The following is a 19,537-nucleotide window of genomic DNA, read 5'->3' as shown; positions in this document are numbered from 1 at the left end:
GCGGCCACCTTCGCCACCCGATGATCTTCCCCGAACACCCGACCGATGAACAGCCCCGGCCGCCGGTCGGGTCACCGTCCCACCTGTCCCACCGGCCTCTGCCGCCTCTCCGATCCCGGCCTGTCACCCGTACCTGTGATACTCGGTACCGGCCGAACCACAGGAAAGCGACGAGGAGTGACAGACATGCTGCGGGGAGCTTCGGCGTGAGGCTGCTGCACACCTCGGACTGGCACCTGGGCCGGTCGTTCCACCGCGAGAACCTGCACGAGGCGCAGCGCGCGTTCCTCGACCATCTGGTGGCCACCGCCGTCGCCGAGCGGGTGGACGCGGTGCTGGTGGCGGGTGACGTGTACGACCGGGCGCTGCCGGGGCTGGAGGCCGTCGCGCTGTTCGACGACGTGCTGTGGCGGCTGGCCGAGCGGAACATCCCGACCGTCTTCATCAGCGGCAACCACGATTCGGCGCGCCGCCTGGGTGTCGCCTCCCGGCTGATCGAGCGGGCCGGCATACACCTGCGCACCGATCCGGCCGCGCTCGCCGAGCCGGTGCTGCTGGCCGACGGGCACGGGCCGGTCGCGGTGTACGGGTTGCCGTACCTGGAGCCCGCGTTGGTGCGGGAGCGGCTGGGGCTGGCGAAGGGCGGGCACGAGCAGGTGCTGGCGGCGGCGATGGACGCCGTCCGGGCCGACCTCGCCGCGCGTCCGGCGGGCACCCGGGGCGTGGTGCTGGCGCACGCGTTCGTGACGGGCGGCACGCCGAGCGACAGTGAGCGGGACATCGCGGTGGGCGGCGTGCAGTCGGTGCCGGCCGGGGTGTTCGACGGGGTGCACTACGTGGCCCTCGGGCACCTGCACGGCTGCCAGACCCTCGCCCCGCATCTGCGCTACTCGGGTTCCCCGCTCGCCTATTCGTTCTCCGAGACGAACCACCGCAAGTCGATGTGGCTGGTCGAGCTGGACGCGGAGGGTGCCGTCGAGGCCACCCGGATCTTCTGTCCGCAGCCCCGGCCCCTGGCCCAACTGCGCGGCCGCCTGGACGAGCTGCTCACCGCCGACGAGCACGAGTGGGCCGAGGGCGCCTGGGTGCAGGCCACGCTGACCGACCCGGTCCGGCCGGTCGATCCGATGGAGCGGCTGCGGGTCCGTTTCCCGCACACCCTGCAGTTGCTGTTCGACCCCGAGGGCGGCGAGCAGGCCGCGGCGCAGTCGTACGCGCAGCGGGTCAGCGGGCGCAGCGACCAGGAGGTGGTGGAGGGCTTCGTCGCCCATGTCCGCCCGGGGCGGGAGTTGGACGACACCGAGCAGGCATGGCTACTGGAGGGCCTGGAGTCGGTGCGCCGCACGGCCGCCGACCGCGCCGAGGAGAACGGCCGATGAACCGCTCGAAGGGGACTGCCCGATGAGACTGCACCAGCTCACCGTCACCGCGTTCGGCCCGTTCGCGTCCACGGAGCGGATCGACTTCGACCGGCTCACCGCGTCCGGCCTGTTCCTGCTGCGCGGGGCGACCGGCGCGGGCAAGAGCAGTGTGCTGGACGCGGTCTGTTACGCGCTGTACGGCGAGCTGCCGGGGTCGCGCAGGAGCAACGGCGTGCGCAGCGACCACGCCGACCAGGGGCGGCGCACCGAGGTGGTGCTGGAGGCGACGCTCGGCGGGCGCCGGCTGGAGATCACCCGCAGCCCGGAGCAGCTCCGTCCGAAGAAGCGCGGTTCGGGCTTCACCCAGGACAAGGCGCAGACGCTGCTGCGCGAATGGGCGGCGGACGCCGGCGAGGGCGAGCCGGGCTGGGTCCCGGTCAGCCGCTCGCACCAGGAGGCCGGCGAGGAGCTGACCCGGCTGCTCGGCATGAGCCGGGACCAGTTCTGCCAGGTGGTGCTGCTGCCGCAGGGCGACTTCGCGCGGTTCCTGCGCGCGGACTCCAAGCAGCGCGCCGAGCTGCTGGGCAAGTTGTTCGACACCGGCCGTTTCGAGCAGTTGGAGCGGTGGACGGCGGAGCGCCGTCTGCGCCAGGAGCACGAGGTGCAGGCCGGGCGGCAGAAGCTGCGCGACCTGGCGGCCCGCGCCGAGGAGGCGGCCGGTCCGCTCGCGGAGGACGCCGCCGCGCACCGGCCCGGCGAGAACGCCTCCGCCTCGGAGGTGCTGGCCTGGGCGGCGATGCTGCGCGGCACGGCCGCCGAACGCGTCACCGCGACGGCACTGGCGCTCGGCGCCGCCGAGTCGGCCCGCACCCGGGCCCGCGCACACCTGGACGCCCAGCGCACCCTGGCGGACCGTCAGCAGCACTACCGCTCCGCGCTCGACCGGCATCTCCAACTCACCGCCACCGCCCAGGAGTCGGCCGCCGACCGGGCCCGCCTGCGGCTCGCCCTGGCCGCCGAGACCCTGGCCCCCCTGCGCGCCCTGCACCGGGGCGCACTGGCCGCCCACACCGCCGCCACCACCGCCGAGTCCGCGCACACCGCCGAGCTTGCCGCCCGGTCCGCCGCACCGTGGGCCGCCCGGCTGCTCGGCGAGCTCCCGCTCGCCTCGGCGGAGCACGCCCTGCGCACCGAGGCGACCCGCCTGGCGGAGGCCCGCGCGGACGAGCAGCGGCATTCCCATCTTCTGCTTGAGCGTGCCGAGTTGGCCGCCGAGCAGAAGCGGGCGGACGACCTGGCGGAGGAGTCGCAGGACTGGCTGTCCGGTTTCGACGACCAGCTGAAGCAGTTGAACGTCGATCTCGACGCGGCCCGCGACGCCCATGCCCTCCTCGCCCGACTCGACGCCCAGCACGAGGACTTGACGATCCGTCAGGGCGCGGCCCGGCGCCACCGCCGGCTGCTGTCCGCTCTGGCCGCCGCCGAGGCGGAGGTCCACACGCTGGCGGGTGCCGCCCTGGACGCCCGGGCCCGCACCCTGGACCTCCAGGAACGTCGACTCGCGGGCATGGCCGCCGAGTTGGCGGCCCAGCTGGCCGCCGGCGAGCCCTGCCGGGTCTGCGGCTCGCCCGAGCATCCGGACCCGGCCCGCCCCTCGGCCGACCAGGTCACCGCCGCCGACGAGCAGCGCGCCCGCGCCGCCCAGCACACGGCCGAGGGCGAACTCGACGCGGCCAAGCGCCGGTTGAGCACCCTCCAGGTGGACGCCGCGGCCGCCGAGACCGCCTCCGGCGGCCGCTCGGTCGCCGAACTGTCCCTCGCCCTGGACGAGTTGAATGCCGATCGACGCGCCGCGCTGCACACCGCGGAGCAGCTGGTGCCGCTCGGCCAGCAGGTCGAGCGGCTGGAACACGAACGCAGGGCCCGCGACGAGCGGCTGCGGCAGGCGGGCGAGCGCGGCGCCGTCCTCGCGGACCGGCTGGGCACCGTCGCGGCCGAACTCGACGCGCTGGCCGGACGGATCGCCGCCGCCCGGGCCGACGCCCCCTCCGTCGCGGCCCGCGCCGCCGCCGTGGACGCCCTCGCCGGCACCGTCACGGCCGTCCTGGACGCGGCCCGCACCACCACCGAGACCACCCACCGGCTCGCCGAGGCCACCGACGCCCTGGAACGGGCCGCCACCGACGCGGGCTTCACCGACCTGTCGGCCCTCGCCGCCGCCGAACTCCCCGCCCACCAACGCGACGCGCTGCAACGGCGGTTCGAGCAGCTGGACGCCGCCCTGGAACAGGCCGCGGCCCGCCTCGCCGACCCGGACCTGCGCGCGGCCGCCGAACTCCCCCCGGCGGACGCCACCTCCGCGCACGCCGCCGAGGAGCACGCCACGGCCGTCCTGCGCGCCGCCGACACCGCACACGGCACCGCCACCGACCGGGTCGCCGCCCTGGCCCGGATCACCCACGACCTGACCGCCCTGGCCGCCGCCTTCGCCCCCGTCCTCGACGCCCACGCCCGGATCAGCCGCCTCGCCGCCCTGCTGGCCGGCGCCCCCGCCGAGAACGCCCTGCGGATGCGCCTGGAGTCCTACGTCCTGGCCGCCCGCCTCGAACAGGTCGCGGCCGCGGCCAGCCAGCGCCTGCTGAAGATGTCCGGCGGCCGCTACACCCTGGTCCACAGCGACGGCCTGGTGTCCGGCACCAAACGCTCCGGCCTCTCCCTCCACGTCGTCGACGCCTGGACCGGCCGCGAACGCGACACCGCCACCCTCTCCGGCGGCGAGTCCTTCTTCGCCTCCCTCGCCCTCGCCCTCGGCCTCGCCGACGTCGTCACCGACGAGGCCGGCGGCATGCCCCTCGACACCCTCTTCATCGACGAGGGCTTCGGCACCCTCGACGAAAACGCCCTCGAGGAAGTCATGGACGTCCTCGACTCCCTCCGCGAACGCGACCGCGCCGTAGGCATCGTCAGCCACGTCGCCGACCTCCGCACCCGCATCCCCGCCCAACTCCTCATCCGCAAACACCGCCACGGCTCCACCACCCACCACACCACCCACGACGCCCCCTGAGGCCCCACCCGGCACCGGCCCGGGACATAACTTGCAGCGCATATAACGTGAACCGCATACTTCTCGCGTGACATGGGAAGTCTCACTGCATGAAGCCGTCGACGCCTGGTTCGTCGGGCTGAGCGAGAGCGAGCCCGAGGTAGCCGATCAGGTTGCCGCGGCCATCGACATGCTGGCGGAGCAAGGCCCGACGCTCGGGCGACCACTCGTCGATCGGATCAAGCAGTCCAGACACCACCATATGAAGGAACTCCGCCCTCGGGCCTGCGGGGAGAGTGAGATCCGCATCCTGTTCGCGTTCGATCCGGAGCGGGAAGCCATCCTCCTCGTGGCCGGCGACAAGTCCGGGCAGTGGCACCTGTGGTACGACAAGAACATCCCCATCGCGGATGCCCGATTCGACCGGCACCTCGACGCACTCAAGGAGGGCGAGTAGCAATGGCCAGATCCTGGAAGGACGTCCGGGCCCAGGTCGTCACCGACGAGGACAGGGTGGCGGCGCACCGCGCCAAGCTCGACGCCGAGGTACGTGCCTACCGCCTCGCCGAGATCCGTCGCGAGCAGGACCTGACCCAGACCGAGGTTGCGGAAATGATCGGCGTCACCCAGCCGAACGTCTCGCGGCTGGAGCGCGGCGAGCTCGAAAGCACCTCCCTCGGCACGCTCCGTGAGTACATCGAGGCACTCGGCGGGCAGCTCCGTCTGGTGGCCGACTTCGGGGACCGCCAGCTGCGCATCCGGTAGTCACCTCGCAGGTGCCGCCAGGAAGTTCGCCGCGACTCGGCCCCAACTCCTGATGTCCTCAAGGGTGGTGGCGGTGTGCAGGTGGGCGGCGAGGGTGTGGGCGGTGGGGAGGGGGTGGACGGGGTCGGTGGGCCAGGCGAGGATCAGGGTGGGGTGGGGGAGGTCGCGGAGGCGGTCCGGGGCGGGCAGGTCGGCTTCGGCGGCGGCCCGCAGGACGGACGGCGCGAGGTGCTCTGCGGCGTCGAACTCGGTCGTGTACTGGGGGACTTCGGCGAGCACGGCGGGCGGTCCGCCGATCTTCGCGGCGGCCCTGAGCGCGCCCGTGCCGCGCCGCTCCACCAGGTCCGCGGCAGCTCGCAGCCCGGACCGTCGCGGGTCGCGGGCCTCCCAGGCGACGGCGGGGATGGCCAGCACCAGGCGGTCGAACCGTTCGGGTCGGGCGAGCGCGGCCCACAGAACCGTCGCGGTGCCCATGGACGCGCCGAGCGCGGTGACGGGCGCGTCGGGCGAGAGGTGGTCGCAGAGCGCCAGCAAGTCCTCGGCGAGCACGGGGTAGCTGAAGTCCGCCGGTACGGGCCGGCCCGTGGAGTGCCCGTGGCCGCGCGCGTCGTAGCGGGCCAGGCGGTGGGTCGCGGTGAGCGGCGTCCAGTCGAACAGCAGGGCGCGCCGCTCGTGGGCCCGGCTGGAGAGCGAGCCGTGCGCGTGCACGGCCAACGGGCCGGCGCTGCCGGTGGTCTCGAAGGCGAGTGTGGCGTCGGGGCGCTCCAACAGGCCGGCGACAGGCCGGTCACTCGGCGCAGAAACGGTCATTGACCGATTGTCTGACGGATCATCAGCCGGAGCACGCCGCACGCTGGGCCTGCTGCCAGGTGCAGACCGGGCACAGCGTGGCGCCGGGCGTCTCGGCCGGATACTCGGTCTCCCCGCCGCACAGCACACACGCGGCGCGCTCACCGGGCCCGCCGGGCAGCAGCCCGCGCCGGGCCTGCTCGGGATCGGCGGACACCTCGCAGAGCTGCCCGGTGCTCCTGCTCTCCGACCGCTGCTCCGCCATGCGCCCAGGGTACGTCCCCGCCCTCCGGGGCCCGCCGGTCCAACAGTCAGGGATCAGCCGGCCGGGGATCAGTGACACCGGACGATCCGCACCCTGACATGCACAGGTCCCACCCCGTGCACCGTTTGCGCGGGTCGGGGCGCGGATCGATCCTGAAAACCGACCGTGCACATCCCATCGTGATCACCTCCGAGGTGCTGCATGACGAACCAGCCGAACGCCACCACCACCTCAGCCCACCCGCCCACCGGCCCGGCCGACCCGCCGCGCACGGCGCCGTCCGAGCCGCCGCCCGACACGGACCTGCGGCGGTCCTGGTCGCCGCCGGCCGCGCAGGGCATCGAGCTCGCGCACGAGGTCACGGCGTATGCGGGCCGACGGTAGCGAGCGACCATGACGGACCGAACGGCACGTACCGTCCCGGAGTTCACCGCGGCCCTGCACGCCCACTCCGAGAACTACTGGCACAACCATCCCTTCCATCTGCGGCTGCACCAGGGCGGGCTGAGCGAGCCGGAGTTGCGATCCTGGATCGCCAATCGCTGGTACTACCAGAAGTGGCTGCCCCAGAAGGACGCGGCGGTGATCGCCAACTGCCCCGTCCCCGAGGTGCGCCGCCGCTGGGTCAAGCGCCTCGCGGACCAGGACGGCACCGCCCCCGACCAGGGGGGAAACCTCGACTGGCTCGCCCTCGCCGAGGCCGCCGGGCTCAGCCGGAAGGAGGTGCTGGACGAGCGTCATGTCCTGCCGGGCGTGCGTTTCGCCACGGACGCCTACGTGAACTTCGCGCGCACCCGGCCATGGATCGAGGCCGTCGCCGCCTCGCTCACCGAGCTGTTCTCCCCGGACCTGATGCGCGAACGGCTCGCCGCCCTGCGCACCCACTACAAGTGGGTGGATCCCGCCGGCCTCCGGTACTTCGAGCAGCGTCCGGCCGTGGCCGACGCCGACTCGGCCCACGCGCTGGACCTGGTCACCGAATACTGCACGAGCCGTGAGCAGCAGGACGCGGCCCTGGACGCGCTCTCCTTCAAGTGCGACGTCCTCTGGTCGATGCTGGACACCATCGAGCGCGCGACCCCGGCGGGCTGACGAATGACCACGAGGGCGGACGGTCCCTGGCGCCTGCGCCGGGGCGTCCGGCTCGGCCACGACCAGGTGCGGTCCGTCCCGGTGCTGCTGCACCCGGAGGGCGTGCTGCTGCTCGGCGAGACGGCCGCTGCCGTGCTGGCGCGCTGCGACGGCGCCACCGGCACGGCGGCGATCCTCGCCGAACTGGAGCGGGAGTACTCCGGGGTGCGACCGGACGAGGTGCGGTCCTTCCTCGCCTCGCTGGCCGAGCAGTACCTGCTGGAGGAGACCGGCCCGGCCCGCCCGCCCCTTCCGGCAGCCCTTCCCAAGACAGCCGTCCTTCCCGAGACACCCGCCCCTCCCGAGACACCGGCGACGCCGCCCCTTGCCGAGCCGCCCGCACTCCCCGACGGCGACCGGACGGGCCGGCCGTTCGGCCTGCTCGCCGAACTGACCTACCGTTGCCCGCTGCGCTGCGGGTACTGCTCCAACCCGGTCGCGCTCGACTCCTATGCCGACGAGTTGAGCCCGGCCGAGTGGCGGCGGGTCCTCACCGAGGCCCGGGCCCTGGGCGTGCTCCAGGTGCACCTGTCCGGTGGCGAGCCCCTGCTCCGGCGCGACCTGCCCGCACTGGTGGCGCACGCCCACGGGCTGGGCCTGTACACCAGTCTGATCACCGGCGGGCAGGCGCTCTCCCCGGCCCGGCTGACCGAGCTGGCCGCCGCGGGCCTCGACCACGTCCAGCTCAGCATCCAGGACGCGACGGCCGCTCCGGCGGACGCGCTGGCCGGCCGGCCCGTGCACGCGCGCAAGCTCGCCGCCGCCGGTCTGGTCAAGGCCGCCGGCCTGCCCCTGACGGTCAACGTCGTGCTGCACCGGCGCAACATCGAGCACGTCCCCGCCCTGATCGACCTGGCGACGGAGCTCCACGCGGACCGACTCGAACTGGCGAACACCCAGTACTACGGCTGGGCCCTGCGCAACCGCGCGGCGCTGCTGCCGACCGGTGCCCAACTGGCGGCGGCCGAGGCCGCGGTGACGGCCGCCCGCGAACGCCTGGCCGGCACCCTGCAGATCGTCTATGTCGTCTCGGACTACCACGAGACCTGGCCCAAGCCCTGCATGAACGGCTGGGCCAGCCGCCAGCTCACCGTCGCGCCCAACGGTGACGTGCTGCCCTGCCCCGCCGCCGCGCAGATCCCGGGGCTCGGCGTGGTGGGCGTGCGCGACCGCCCGCTGGCGGACATCTGGTTCGACTCCCCCGCGTTCACCCGCTTCCGCGGCACGGACTGGATGCCCGAGCCCTGCCGCAGCTGCGAGCGCAAGGAGATCGACCACGGCGGTTGCCGCTGCCAGGCCTTCCAGCTCACGGGTGACCCGGCCGCCACCGACCCGGTCTGCCGCCTCTCGCCGCATCACGCGCTCGTCACGGAGCTGGTCCGAGCCGGCGAGCCGGTCCGAGGCACCGAGCCGGTCCGAGGCGGCGAGCCGGACCCCACCGAGCCTCTGGTGCCACGCGGGGCCTGAGCCGAGAGAGGGAAGCCATCATGCGGCTACGCGTACTCGGCACCGCCGCCGGCGGTGGCCTGCCCCAGTGGAACTGCGCCTGCCCCACCTGCTCCCGGGCCCGCGCGGCCGGCCCGCAGGCCTGGCGGACGCAGGAATGCCTCGCCATCAGCTGCTCCGACGACGCCTGGTACCTGGTGAACGCCTCGCCCGACCTCCGCGTCCAGTTGCTCGCCGCATCCGGGCTGACCCCGCCGGACGGCACCCGCTGCACGCCGCTGCGCGGGGTCCTGCTGACCGACGGCGAGCTCGACCACATCACCGGCCTGCTGGCCCTGCGCGAGGGCGCCGAACTGGACATCCACGCCCCGACACCGGTCTGGCACAGCCTCGGGGAGGTCCTCCCGCTGCGCGGCCTGCTGGCCTGCTACGGCACCTCCCGCTGGCACCGGTTCGACCAGCGGCTCCGTCTCGACGGCGGGCTGACGGTCACCGCCTTCCCGGTGAGCGACAAGCGGCCCCGCTACGCCGCCCACTACGACGCGCCCGGCCCCTGGGCCCTCGCCTACCGCTTCACGGACACCCGGACCGGAGCCTGCGCGGTCTACGCGCCCTCGCTCGCCGACTGGCCGGACGGTTTCGACGCGTTCCTGACGGGCGCCGACTGCCTGCTCCTGGACGGCACCTTCTGGAGCGACGAGGAGCTGCGCCACGTCACCGGCGAACGCCGCACCGCCCGCGCCTTCGGCCACCTGCCGATCGCCGGGCCGGACGGCACCTTGCGGCGGCTGCGCTCCCACCCGGGCGCGCGGCGCCTCTACACGCACCTCAACAACACCAACCCACTGACCGACCCGGACTCGGAGCAGCACAAGGAGCTCGCGGCCGAGGGCGTGGAGGTCGCCGGTGACGGCATGGAGCTGCGGCTGTGAGCAGGCCGTGGACGCTCCCGTCACCTCGCCGGGCAGTCGCTCGATACGGAGGAGGAAGCACACAATGCCGCAGAACGTGATCGCCCAGGATCCGACCGTCTCGTTCAATCCGATGCGCACTGGCTGGGACGCGAGCCAGCCGCAGCTGGCGCCCAGCAAGGTGAGTGCCGGCAGCTTCGGCCAGCTGTTCTCGACGGCCGTGGACGGGCAGGTCTACGCCCAGCCGCTGGTCATCGGGTCCACCGTGGTGGTCGCGACCGAGAACAACAACGTCTACGGCATCCACGCCGTCACCGGTGCGGTTCTCTGGTCCACAGCACTCGGCCCCGCCTGGCCGTCCTCCGCGATCGGCTGCGGCGACCTGAAACCCAACATCGGCGTGACCGGCACCCCGGTGTACGACGCCTCGTCGGGGCGGGTCTACCTCACCACCAAGGTCAACGACGGCCCGAACGACCACAGCCCGCACTGGTACCTGCACAGCCTGGACGTGGCGACCGGCCACGAACCCCCGGGCTGGCCGGTCAAGATCCAGGGCTCCCCGTCGAACAACCCGAACACCGTGTTCAAGGCGTTCAGCGCGATGCAGCGGACCGGCCTGCTGCTGCTCGACGGCGAGGTCTTCTTCGGCTTCGGCGCACACTGCGACCTGGACGAATACATCGGTTACGTGGTCGGGGTGAAGACGGCGACCGGTGCGCTGCGCATGTGGGCCACGGAGAACGCGGCCAGCAACTCGGAGGCCGGGGTCTGGATGGGTGGCGGCGGCCTGGTCTCGGACGGTCCCGGCCGGATCTTCTTCTCCACCGGCAACGGCGTCTTCCCGGCGCCCGGCCCGGGCAAGCAGCCGCCCGGCCACCTCGGCCACTCGGTGGTCCACCTGTCCAGCAACGGGCAGCTCACTCCGGTGGACTTCTTCAGCCCCGCCAACGCGGACAAGCTGGACCTGAACGACCGGGACCTCGGGTCCGGCGGCCCGGTCGCCCTGCCCTCGCCGCCGTTCGGCACCGCGGCCCACCCGAATCTGCTGGTCCAGGTCGGAAAGGACGGCCGGATCTTCCTCCTCGACCGGGACGATCTGGGCGGTCGTGGCCAAGGGCCCGGCGGCTCGGACAGAGCGCTGGCCGTCGCGGGGCCGTTCTTCGGTGTCTGGGGCCACCCGGCGGTCTGGGGCGGCGACGGCGGATACGTCTACGTCCCCGAGAACGACAACAACATCAAGGAAAACGCCGGCCGCCTCCGCGCGCTCAAGTACGGCGTCGACGGCACCGGCACGCCCGTCCTGGCCAATGCGGGCACCAGCAGCGCCGGGATCGGCCACTACCCGGGCTCGCCGATCGTGACGTCCGACGGTACGACCTCCGGCTCGGCGCTGGTCTGGATCGTCTGCGCCGACGGCGGCGACGGCGTCAATGCGCAACTGCGCGCGTACGACGCGGTGCCGGTCAACGGCATCCTGAAGTTGCGCTGGTCGGCGCCGATCGGGACGGCCGTGAAGTTCTCCAAGGTCGGCGTCGGCTCGGGCCGGGTCTATGTCGGCACCAGCGACGGCCATCTGGTCGCCTTCGGCAGCCCGTCCCAGGCAGCCCTGACGGGCAGTCCGGTCGACCTCGGGCAGGTCGCGGTGGGCGCCACCGGCAACGCCACGGCGACGGTCACCGCGGCGCGCAGTGTGACCGTCACGGCGATCACCACCACCGCGCCCTTCAGTGCCACGCCCCCGGCCCTTCCGGTCACCCTGAACACCGGAGCCACTCTGGCCGTCCCGGTCGGCTTCGCACCGACCGGGCCCGGCGGAGCGACGGGGACGCTCTCCTTCGCCGTGACGACGAGCGGCGCCGCCGACACCGTCGGCTTCGACCTGCACGGCACCGGCACCCAGCCCGGTTTCGCCGCGTCACCGTCGTCGTTGGACTTCGACGAGCTGCCCACCCAGGCCTCGATGACGACCGGCGTGACCATCACCAACACCGGCACCGTGCCCGAGACGATCGCCGGCACCACACCGCCCTCGCCCCCGTTCACGGTCACCGGCCTGCCCGCGGCCGGCTCCACCCTCGACCCGGGCGTCTCAGTCGCCGTGTCCGTCACCTACGCGCCGACCGTCCCGAGCCCGGCCGGTGGCGACAGCTCGCAGTTCGTCGTCACCGGAGCGGACGGCCTCTCGGTCACCGTCCCGCTCACCGGTACGGCCGTCGTCGGCGCCCCGCACCTGACGATCAGTCCGACCTCGCTCGACTTCGGCCAGGTTCCGGTCGGCGGTTCGCTCGGCAAGAGCTTCGAGATCAGCAACACCGGCAACGTGACACTGAACGTGACCAAGGCCGCACCGCCCACCGCGCCCTTCGCCGCCCCCGACCCGATCACCGAGGGCATGCAGCTCGGCTCCGAGCAGCGGATCCACCAGGCGGTGGTCTTCGCCCCCACCGCCCCCGGCCCGGCCTCCGGTCAGTTCGTGCTCACCGGCGACGACGACCAGGGCAAGCAGCCCGTCCCCTTCACCGGCACCGGAGTCACCAGCGGCAGCGTTTCCCCGCCGAACTCCGGCGGCTGGACGTTCAACGGCACGGCCGGGATCTCCGGCAACGACATCGTGCTCACCGAGACCATCAACGACCAGACCGGATCCGCCCTGTGCAACATGGCGGTGCCCTCCGCGAAGCTGCACGCCCACTTCACGGCCGTCATCGGCGGCGGCTCGGGCGCGGACGGCCTGGCCTTCGTCCTGCTCGACGCGGCCCACGAGACACCGCACTCGCTCGGCGACGGCGGCGGCGGGCTCGGCTACTCCGGCCTGCGCGGCCTCGCCGTCACCCTGGACACGTCCCAGAACGCCAACGACCCCTCGGCCAACTTCGTCGGCCTGGCCACCGGCGGCCACGGCGACGCGCTCAGCTACGCCGCGACCGCCACCGACGTGGGCAATCTGCGCACCGGCACCCACGCCGTGGACGTGCAGGTCACCGGCGGCCGCGTCCAGGTCACCGTGGACGGCCGGCCGGCGATCGACACCACCGTGGCCGTTCCGGCCACCGTCCTGGTCGGCTTCACCGGCGCCACCGGCGGGCTCAACGACAACCACCGCGTCCAGGGGGTGTCGATCTCCTTCTGACGGCCGCTCAGCCGAGGAACGAGAGGCGCAGCGTGCGGTCCGGGTTGTCGCCGTTGGTGTCGATCAGCACGACCGACTGCCAGATACCGAGGGCGAGTCGCCCGCCCACCACCGGCAGGGTGGCGTGCGGGGCGACCAGCCCGGGCAGCACGTGGTCGCGGCCGTGGCCGGGAGTGCCGTGGCGGTGGCGCCAGCGGTCGTCGGCGGGCAGGAGTTCGCGCAGGGTGGTGAGCAGGTCGTCGTCGCTGCCGGAGCCGGTCTCGATGACGGCGATGCCGGCGGTGGCGTGCGGGACGAAGACGTTCAGCAGGCCGTCGCGCCCGCCGGCGACGTCCCGCAGGAAGTCGTGGCAGCGGTCGGTGATGTCGAGGGCGACTTCCCGGCGGCCGGTGGTGATGTCGAAGGTGGTGGTGTGGAAGGTGTCGGACATGGGGCCATCCTGGCCGATCTTGTGGCCCCGCCCGAAGGGGCGGCCGCCGAACGCCACCCGACCGCAAGGTCCCCCGCCAGGGTGCGCCAGCCTTTCGCAAGCGTGCGCCAGGGCTTCACCGACCGCGCGCGGGAACGCCGAAAGCCCGACGGACCCATGGTCCGTCGGGTTCGTGGCGACGAGCGGCCGGGCCGCCCGTCCTCACGTCGGTGCGCTCAGCCGCGGCTGCCGAACATGCTCCGCTTGAGCCGGCGCAGCGGGGCCATCAGCGAGACCCGCACGGAGCGCCGGGGCACCGCGACGGGGACGCTGGGTCCACGTGGCGTCAGTTCTCTTATCAGGCCGAGTGCTTCCGCCGTGTCCATCGCCGAGAGCGCGGGGGCGCCGAGCACCGCGAGGTGCCGGTCGATCCGGCGGCCGGTGGTGCCCATGCCGCACTGGATCGCGGGCACCCGGGGCCGCGTCCGCACTTGAATCTGTTCCATCTGTTTCCCACCCCTACGAGGCGCCAGGGCCGTGAGGCGAAGACTATCCGGCTATGACGGCCTTCACACAACCGTCCTGGTGTTCTGCCACCGTATCGTGCGAACGGAACCGACGTTCACCGAAGTACGGCGCTCCCGGTCACGACTGCGCATCGGTTGATGGTGCACCATCCAAGCATGACCGGGCGTCAGGCGTCGCGGCGGCCTCAAGAGTTCAGAAATTGAACACATACGAGGGATTGACGCCGCCGGAACCTCCAAGCAATATCTGTATCGACACGGGATCACGGGCCTCACCCACCCCTTACCCGGTCGGATGAGTTCGAGTATGAATGAATCACCTGCTCATCACATGACAGGCTTCCGGCACCACAGAGAGTCACTCGCGGCCGTCTCGACGCTGCGGCGGCCCGACTCCGGTGTGGTGCACGGACCGGCGGTCGGCCGTTGAGGGTCGGCCGGACCGCCAACCGGACTGCCGGTGCCGCCGCTGACACGGCGCGGCACCGGCGGTCGCGTTCTTGGCAGTGAGCGCCGCCCGCGGCAGACCCCGGCCACCCGCACCCGGGGTGCCGTGGTCCGGCCGCGCCCGGGGCCTGCCCGTAGGCGCTCGGTAGAGTGGGCGGGGACCGGGCGATCTGCCGGAGCCACCCAATCCCTTCGCGGAGTGAACGCACGTGCCACCCCTGCTCAGCATCGTTCTGCCCGTCCACGGCGTGGAGCGCTTCCTGCCGCAGTGCCTGGACTCGCTCCGGGCCGACGGTGCCGCCCCCGGCGAGGTCGAACTGATCGCGGTGGACGACCGCTCCCCCGACCGCAGCGGCGCCCTGCTGGACGCGCACGCGGCCGGCGACCCCCGGATGCGGGTCCTGCACCTCGCGGAGAACCAGGGCCTGGGCGGCGCCCGCACCGCCGGCCTCGCCGAGGCCACCGGCACCTACGTCTGGTTCGTCGACAGCGACGACTGGCTGCCCGAGGGCACCATCGACGCGATCCTCGCCGAACTGCGCGCCGAGACCACCCGCGACCTGCCCGCCGACGTGCTGCTCACCGACTTCACGCACGTCTACCACGACGGCGGCGAGGAGCCGAACCCCTGGCGGCACGTGCTGGCCGGCTCCCCGCTGGTCTCCGGCTGCACCGCCGCCGAGCACCCGGCGCTGTTCAACTCGGTGCTCGCGGTGTGGAACAAGGTGATGCGCCGGCAGTACTTGCTCGACCTGGACGTGCACTTCGGCCGCGGGTACTACGAGGACATCTCCGTCACCTACCCGCTGCTGCTGGCCGCCGACCGGCTGGTCTACCTCGACCGCCCCTGCTACCGCTACCGGCGCGGCCGCCCGGGCGCCATCACCGCCACCGCCTCCGCCAAGCACGCCGACGCCTTCGCCCAGTACGACGCGATCTTCGCCTTCCTGGACCGCAACGAGCGGGCGAACAAGCTGCGCACCCTGGTCTTCGACCGCACCGTCAAGCAGGCCCTGACCATCTACGACTCCCCGGGGCTGGTCCCGGTCGAGCTGCGCGCCGAGTTCTTCGCCCGGATCACCGGCCACTTCGCCAAGCACCGCCCGGCCGGCTACCGCTTCCCGTCCGGCGTGCGCGGCATCCAGTACCGGCTGGCCGCCCGCGGCTCCCGCCGCGCCTACGCCGAGCTGCGCCGCGGCGGCCGCCTGCCGGGTGCCGTCAAGCGCGGCACCAGGGCGGTGGCGCCCGGGGTGAAGAAGGCGATGCGCAGCAGCGCCCGGTTCACCGCGTACAACGCGTTCCGGCGGCTTCCGATAGACGAGCACCTGGCGGTGTACGCGGCGTACTGGCATCGCGGGTACGCCTGCAACCCGGCGGCGATCTACGAGAAGGCCCGGGAGCTGGCCCCGCAGGTGCGCGGCGTGTGGGTGGTGGAGAACGCGGCGCGGGCCGCGACGCTGCCCGAGGGGGTGCCGTACGTGATCGTCAACACCCCGGCGTACCTGAAGGCGATGGCCACCGCCAAGTACTTCGTCAACAACGTCAACTTCCCGCACACGATGGCGAAGCGGACCGGCACGGTGCATGTGCAGACCCAGCACGGCACGCCGCTGAAGGCGATGGGGATGGACCTGCGGGACCACCCGATCGCGGCGGACGGGATGGACTTCGAGCGGCTGCGCGAGGCGGTGGCGCGCTGGGACTACCTGGTCTCCCCCAACCCGCACACCAGCGAGCACTTCGCCCGGGCGTTCCCCGGCACGTACCAGACCCTGGACACCGGCTACCCGCGCAACGACCGTTTGGTGCACGCCACCACGGAGGAGTGCGCGAAGGTCCGCCGCGAGCTGGGCATCGCCCCCGGGCAGCGCACCGTGCTGTACGCGCCGACCCACCGCGAGTCCCGGGGCGGCTACCTGCCGCTGCTGGACCTGCCCGCGCTGGCCGAACGGCTCGGCTCCGGGTGGACGGTTCTGGTGCGCACCCACTACTTCCACGACGGCGGCGCGGGCGACCTGACGGCGCTCCCGGGCTCGGCCCGGCTGCTGGACGTCTCCGACCACCCCTCGGTGGAGGACCTGTACCTGGCGGCCGACACCCTGGTCACCGACTACTCCTCGATGATGTTCGACTACGCGGTGCTGGACCGGCCGATCGCCGTGTACGCCCCCGACTGGGAGGAGTACCAGCAGGTCCGGGGCGTCTACTTCGACCTGATGAAGGAGCCGCCGGGCGCGGTCGCCACCGAGCAGGACGCGCTGACCGAGGCACTGCTCGCGGGCGACCCGGAGCCGACCGCCCGGCAGCGTTTCCGCGAGCGGTTCTGCCCGTGGGACGACGGCCGGGCCGCGGAGCGCGTGGTCAGCCGGATCTTCCCGGTCCGCAAGTAGCGCCGGCGGTTGTCTCACCTGGTGGGCGCGGGCTTTCCCACCAGGTGGGCGTGACGAGGATCGCAGTGGCGTGATGACGCCGGGTGGTGGACGGGCGGCCGGTGCGATGTCGTAGTCTGCGGTTCGAACCCAGTGGTCCGACCTCCGTCCGAGCCGCGTGCCTCGCCCCTCGGCGGGCACTGCCCTTGGGCCCCGGGCGGTCCGACCTTCGGCCAGGGAGGGCCAGTTGATCGACCTCGTCACCAAGCTCGTGCTCAAGCCGCTCGCACGCGCCCTCTACCGGCCGACCATCGAGGGCCTGGAGAACGTGCCGCGCAAGGGCGGGGTGATCCTGGCGAGCAACCACCTGTCGTTCGTGGACAGCGTGGTGATCCCGCTGGCCGCGCCGCGTCAGGTGTTCTTCCTGGCGAAGGCCGAGTACTTCACCGGCACGGGCCTCAAGGGCGCGGTCTCCCGGTACTTCTTCACCCACGTGATCAACGCCGTCCCGGTGGAGCGCGGCAGCGTCCGGGCCGCCACTGCCTCGCTGGAGGAGGGGCTGGAGATCCTCAGCTCCGGCCGGGCGTTCGGCATCTACCCGGAGGGCACCCGCTCGCTGGACGGCCGCCTGTACCGCGGCAAGACCGGCGTCGCCTGGCTGGCGCTGACCGCCGGCGTGCCGGTCGTCCCGGTCGCGCTGGAGGGCTCGCAGCACATCCTCCCGGTCGGCAGCCGCATCCCGCGCCTGCGCAGGATCACCGTCAAGTTCGGCGAGCCGCTGCGCTTCGACGCCCTGCACGGCCAGGCCCGCTCCGCGAAGGTCCGCCGGCAGGTCACCGACGAGGTGATGGCGGCCATCCACGCCCTCTCGGGCCAGGAGCTGGCCGAGCAGTACAACGAGTCCCCGAAGGCCGCCTGACCCGCTCCCGGCAGGCCGTCAGACGGCGGCCACCGGCACCACGCCCTCCCGGTTGAGCAGCGCCGCGTAGCGGCCGTCGCGGGCCAACAGCTGCTCGTGGGTGCCGAGTTCGGCGAGCGTGCCGTGGTCGAGGACGGCGATCTGGTCGGCGTCCCGGACGGTGGACAGCCGGTGCGCGATGGTGATCGTGGTGCGGCCCTCGGCGAGGGCGTCCAGGGCCTGCTGGACGGCCAGTTCGGTCTGGTTGTCCAGCGCGCTGGTGGCCTCGTCCAGGATCAGCACCGGCGGGTTGCGCAGCACCGTGCGGGCGATCGCCAGGCGCTGCTTCTCGCCGCCGGAGAAGCGGTAGCCGCGCTCGCCCACCAAGGTGTCGTAGCCGTCCGGCAGTTCGGCGATCATGTCGTGGATCTGGGCGGCCTTGGCGGCGGCGACGAGTTCCTCGTCGGTGGCCTCGGGCTTGGCGAAGCGCAGGTTGTCGGCGATCGAGGCGTGGAACAGGTAGGTCTCCTGGGAGACCACACCGACCGCCCGGGTCAGCGTCTCGAAGGACAGCTCGCGCACGTCCACACCGTCGATCAGCACCCGCCCGGAGCTGACGTCGTAAAGCCGCGGCACCAGATAGGACAGCGTGGACTTGCCGGAGCCGGTCTCACCGACCACCGCGAGCGAGCCGCCCGCCGGAATGGCCAGGTCGATCGCGTCCAGGGTGGGGCGGTCCTGCCCGGCCTGGTAGTGGAACTCGACGTCCTCGAACCGCACGTCGCCGCGGATCCGTTCCAGCTGGACGGGGTGCTCGGGTTCGTCGATCTCCACCGGCAGGTCGAGGTACTCGAAGATCCGCTGGAACAGCGCGAGCGAGGTCTGCACGTCCACGCCGGTGGACAGCAGGCTGACGGTGGGACGGAACAGGCCCTGCTGCAGCGACACGAACGCCACCAGGGTGCCCAGCGAGACGATCGGCGCGCCGGTCGCGGTGGCCAGGCCCGCCGCCCAGTAGATCAGCGCGGGCATCGCGGCCATCACGATCCCTATGGTCGACATCCGCCACCGGCCGGCCATGCTGGAACGCACCTCCAGGGCCGCCAACTCGTCGCTCTGCTCGGCGAATTCGCTGGTCAGCGAGGCGGAGCGGCCCATCGTGCGACCCAGCAGGATGCCGCTGACGGACAGTGACTCCTGCACCGCGGAGGAGAGCTTGGCGAGCTGGCGCTGCCGCTCCCCCGTGATCCGCTTCCGCTCCCGGCCGACCCGGCGGCTGATCCACACGAACACCGGGAGCAGCAGCAACGAGACAATGGTGAGCCGCCAGTCCAGCGCGACCATCGCGACCACACTGGCGATCACCGCCGTCAGGTTCGACACCAGCGAGGTGGCGGTGCCGGTGACGGTGGCCTGCATCCCGCCGATGTCATTGGCGATCCGGGACTGCACCTCGCCGGTGCGGGTCCTGGTGAAGAACGCCAGCGACATCCGTTGCAGATGCCGGTAGACCGAGGTGCGCAGGTCGTGCATGACCCGCTGCCCGACGGTGGTGGAGATCAGCGTCTGCAGCACGTTGAGGACGCTGGTGACCACGGCCGCCGCGATCATCCCCAACGCGAGAAGGGTCAGCAGCCCCGTCCGCCGCTCCGGAATCGCGACGTCCAGCACCGCCCGCAACAGGAACGGCGTCACCACGGACACCACCGCGGACGCCGCCACCAGCAACCCCACCACGCCCAGCCGCCCGGCATACGGCCGGAACAACCGCAGGATCCTCCTCACCTGCGCCGGCTGCCGCTCCTCCCCTTCGGGCGGCGTCCAGTCGATCCGGTTCAGTCGCACGGAGACCTCCAGGTGGTCGGCGGACAGGACACTGCGAGCTTAACGAGCTTCGCTCACCATTAGCAAAACTAACCTTCCGGGAATTCCCTGGAGAGCACACCCAGGGGCGCGGGGAACTGCGCGAAGGGGAACGCACCACCTCCGCAAGATCGCGACGCAGGACAATGACTTGCACTTGATCGCGACCTCGCGGAC

The 19,537-nt window shown here is 72.6% G+C and carries 16 protein-coding genes; 11 read left to right on the top strand and 5 right to left on the bottom strand.

Annotation, left to right across the window (positions count from 1 at the left end; all coding sequences use genetic code 11):
- Nucleotides 1-206 precede the first annotated feature (206 nt).
- From ACZ6R9_RS11205 to ACZ6R9_RS11190, 4 genes are all read left to right on the top strand, one after another.
- Complete coding sequence (locus ACZ6R9_RS11205) at nt 207-1,379, top strand: exonuclease SbcCD subunit D (protein WP_465537896.1); 1,173 nt, start codon at nt 207-209, stop codon at nt 1,377-1,379.
- A 22-nt stretch (nt 1,380-1,401) separates the two neighbouring features.
- Nucleotides 1,402-4,428, top strand: a complete 3,027-nt coding sequence (locus ACZ6R9_RS11200) for an AAA family ATPase (protein WP_465537894.1) — start codon at nt 1,402-1,404, stop codon at nt 4,426-4,428.
- A gap of 67 nt (nt 4,429-4,495) precedes the next feature.
- On the top strand, nt 4,496-4,864 hold the full coding sequence (locus ACZ6R9_RS11195; RefSeq protein WP_380484665.1) for a type II toxin-antitoxin system RelE/ParE family toxin: 369 nt from the start codon (nt 4,496-4,498) through the stop codon (nt 4,862-4,864).
- Between the two features lie 2 nt (nt 4,865-4,866).
- Entirely contained in the window at nt 4,867-5,172 is a 306-nt protein-coding gene (locus tag ACZ6R9_RS11190; RefSeq protein WP_380484663.1) for an XRE family transcriptional regulator, read from the top strand.
- Here ACZ6R9_RS11190 and ACZ6R9_RS11185 read toward each other — a convergent pair whose 3' ends face one another.
- Nucleotides 5,173-5,982, bottom strand: a complete 810-nt coding sequence (locus ACZ6R9_RS11185) for an alpha/beta fold hydrolase (RefSeq protein ID WP_465537891.1) — start codon at nt 5,980-5,982, stop codon at nt 5,173-5,175.
- A gap of 22 nt (nt 5,983-6,004) precedes the next feature.
- Complete coding sequence (locus tag ACZ6R9_RS11180; protein WP_465537889.1) at nt 6,005-6,226, bottom strand: hypothetical protein; 222 nt, start codon at nt 6,224-6,226, stop codon at nt 6,005-6,007.
- Between the two features lie 201 nt (nt 6,227-6,427).
- On the opposite strand from ACZ6R9_RS11180, the gene ACZ6R9_RS11175 reads away from it, so the two are divergent.
- The 5 genes from ACZ6R9_RS11175 to ACZ6R9_RS11155 all read left to right on the top strand — a co-directional run bounded on the left by ACZ6R9_RS11175 (nt 6,428) and on the right by ACZ6R9_RS11155 (nt 12,847).
- The gene (locus tag ACZ6R9_RS11175; RefSeq protein WP_465537887.1) at nt 6,428-6,610 is read left to right on the top strand and encodes a hypothetical protein; all 183 of its coding nucleotides are present in this window, start codon (nt 6,428-6,430) and stop codon (nt 6,608-6,610) included.
- A 9-nt stretch (nt 6,611-6,619) separates the two neighbouring features.
- A complete protein-coding gene (gene pqqC / locus ACZ6R9_RS11170; protein ID WP_465537885.1) occupies nt 6,620-7,318 on the top strand; it encodes a pyrroloquinoline-quinone synthase PqqC in 699 nt (232 codons plus the stop codon).
- A gap of 3 nt (nt 7,319-7,321) precedes the next feature.
- Nucleotides 7,322-8,824, top strand: a complete 1,503-nt coding sequence (gene pqqE, locus ACZ6R9_RS11165; protein WP_465537883.1) for a pyrroloquinoline quinone biosynthesis protein PqqE — start codon at nt 7,322-7,324, stop codon at nt 8,822-8,824.
- A gap of 20 nt (nt 8,825-8,844) precedes the next feature.
- Nucleotides 8,845-9,735, top strand: a complete 891-nt coding sequence (gene pqqB / locus ACZ6R9_RS11160) for a pyrroloquinoline quinone biosynthesis protein PqqB (protein WP_465537881.1) — start codon at nt 8,845-8,847, stop codon at nt 9,733-9,735.
- Between the two features lie 64 nt (nt 9,736-9,799).
- Nucleotides 9,800-12,847, top strand: a complete 3,048-nt coding sequence (locus ACZ6R9_RS11155) for a choice-of-anchor D domain-containing protein (RefSeq protein ID WP_465537879.1) — start codon at nt 9,800-9,802, stop codon at nt 12,845-12,847.
- A 7-nt stretch (nt 12,848-12,854) separates the two neighbouring features.
- On the opposite strand, the gene ACZ6R9_RS11150 is transcribed toward ACZ6R9_RS11155, so the two are convergent.
- Both ACZ6R9_RS11150 and ACZ6R9_RS11145 read right to left on the bottom strand, forming a co-directional pair.
- Nucleotides 12,855-13,277 (bottom strand): YjbQ family protein, encoded by a 423-nt coding sequence (locus ACZ6R9_RS11150; RefSeq protein ID WP_380484646.1) that lies wholly within the window; start codon nt 13,275-13,277, stop codon nt 12,855-12,857.
- Between the two features lie 215 nt (nt 13,278-13,492).
- On the bottom strand, nt 13,493-13,762 hold the full coding sequence (locus ACZ6R9_RS11145; RefSeq protein ID WP_380484644.1) for a hypothetical protein: 270 nt from the start codon (nt 13,760-13,762) through the stop codon (nt 13,493-13,495).
- A 677-nt stretch (nt 13,763-14,439) separates the two neighbouring features.
- On the opposite strand from ACZ6R9_RS11145, the gene ACZ6R9_RS11140 reads away from it, so the two are divergent.
- Nucleotides 14,440-16,620: a bifunctional glycosyltransferase/CDP-glycerol:glycerophosphate glycerophosphotransferase gene (locus ACZ6R9_RS11140; RefSeq protein ID WP_380484643.1), complete on the top strand. Its 2,181-nt coding sequence runs from the start codon at nt 14,440-14,442 to the stop codon at nt 16,618-16,620.
- 226 nt (nt 16,621-16,846) lie between these two features.
- Nucleotides 16,847-17,518: a lysophospholipid acyltransferase family protein gene (locus ACZ6R9_RS11135; RefSeq protein ID WP_465537876.1), complete on the top strand. Its 672-nt coding sequence runs from the start codon at nt 16,847-16,849 to the stop codon at nt 17,516-17,518.
- 18 nt (nt 17,519-17,536) lie between these two features.
- Here ACZ6R9_RS11135 and ACZ6R9_RS11130 read toward each other — a convergent pair whose 3' ends face one another.
- Nucleotides 17,537-19,342 (bottom strand): ABC transporter ATP-binding protein, encoded by a 1,806-nt coding sequence (locus ACZ6R9_RS11130; protein WP_465537874.1) that lies wholly within the window; start codon nt 19,340-19,342, stop codon nt 17,537-17,539.
- Between the last annotated feature and the right edge of the window lie 195 nt (nt 19,343-19,537).

The sequence above is a fragment of the Kitasatospora sp. NPDC048662 genome (assembly GCF_055587065.1).
The sequence above is the reverse complement of the archived record's forward strand: the minus strand, read 5'-3'. Positions and strand labels throughout refer to the sequence as shown.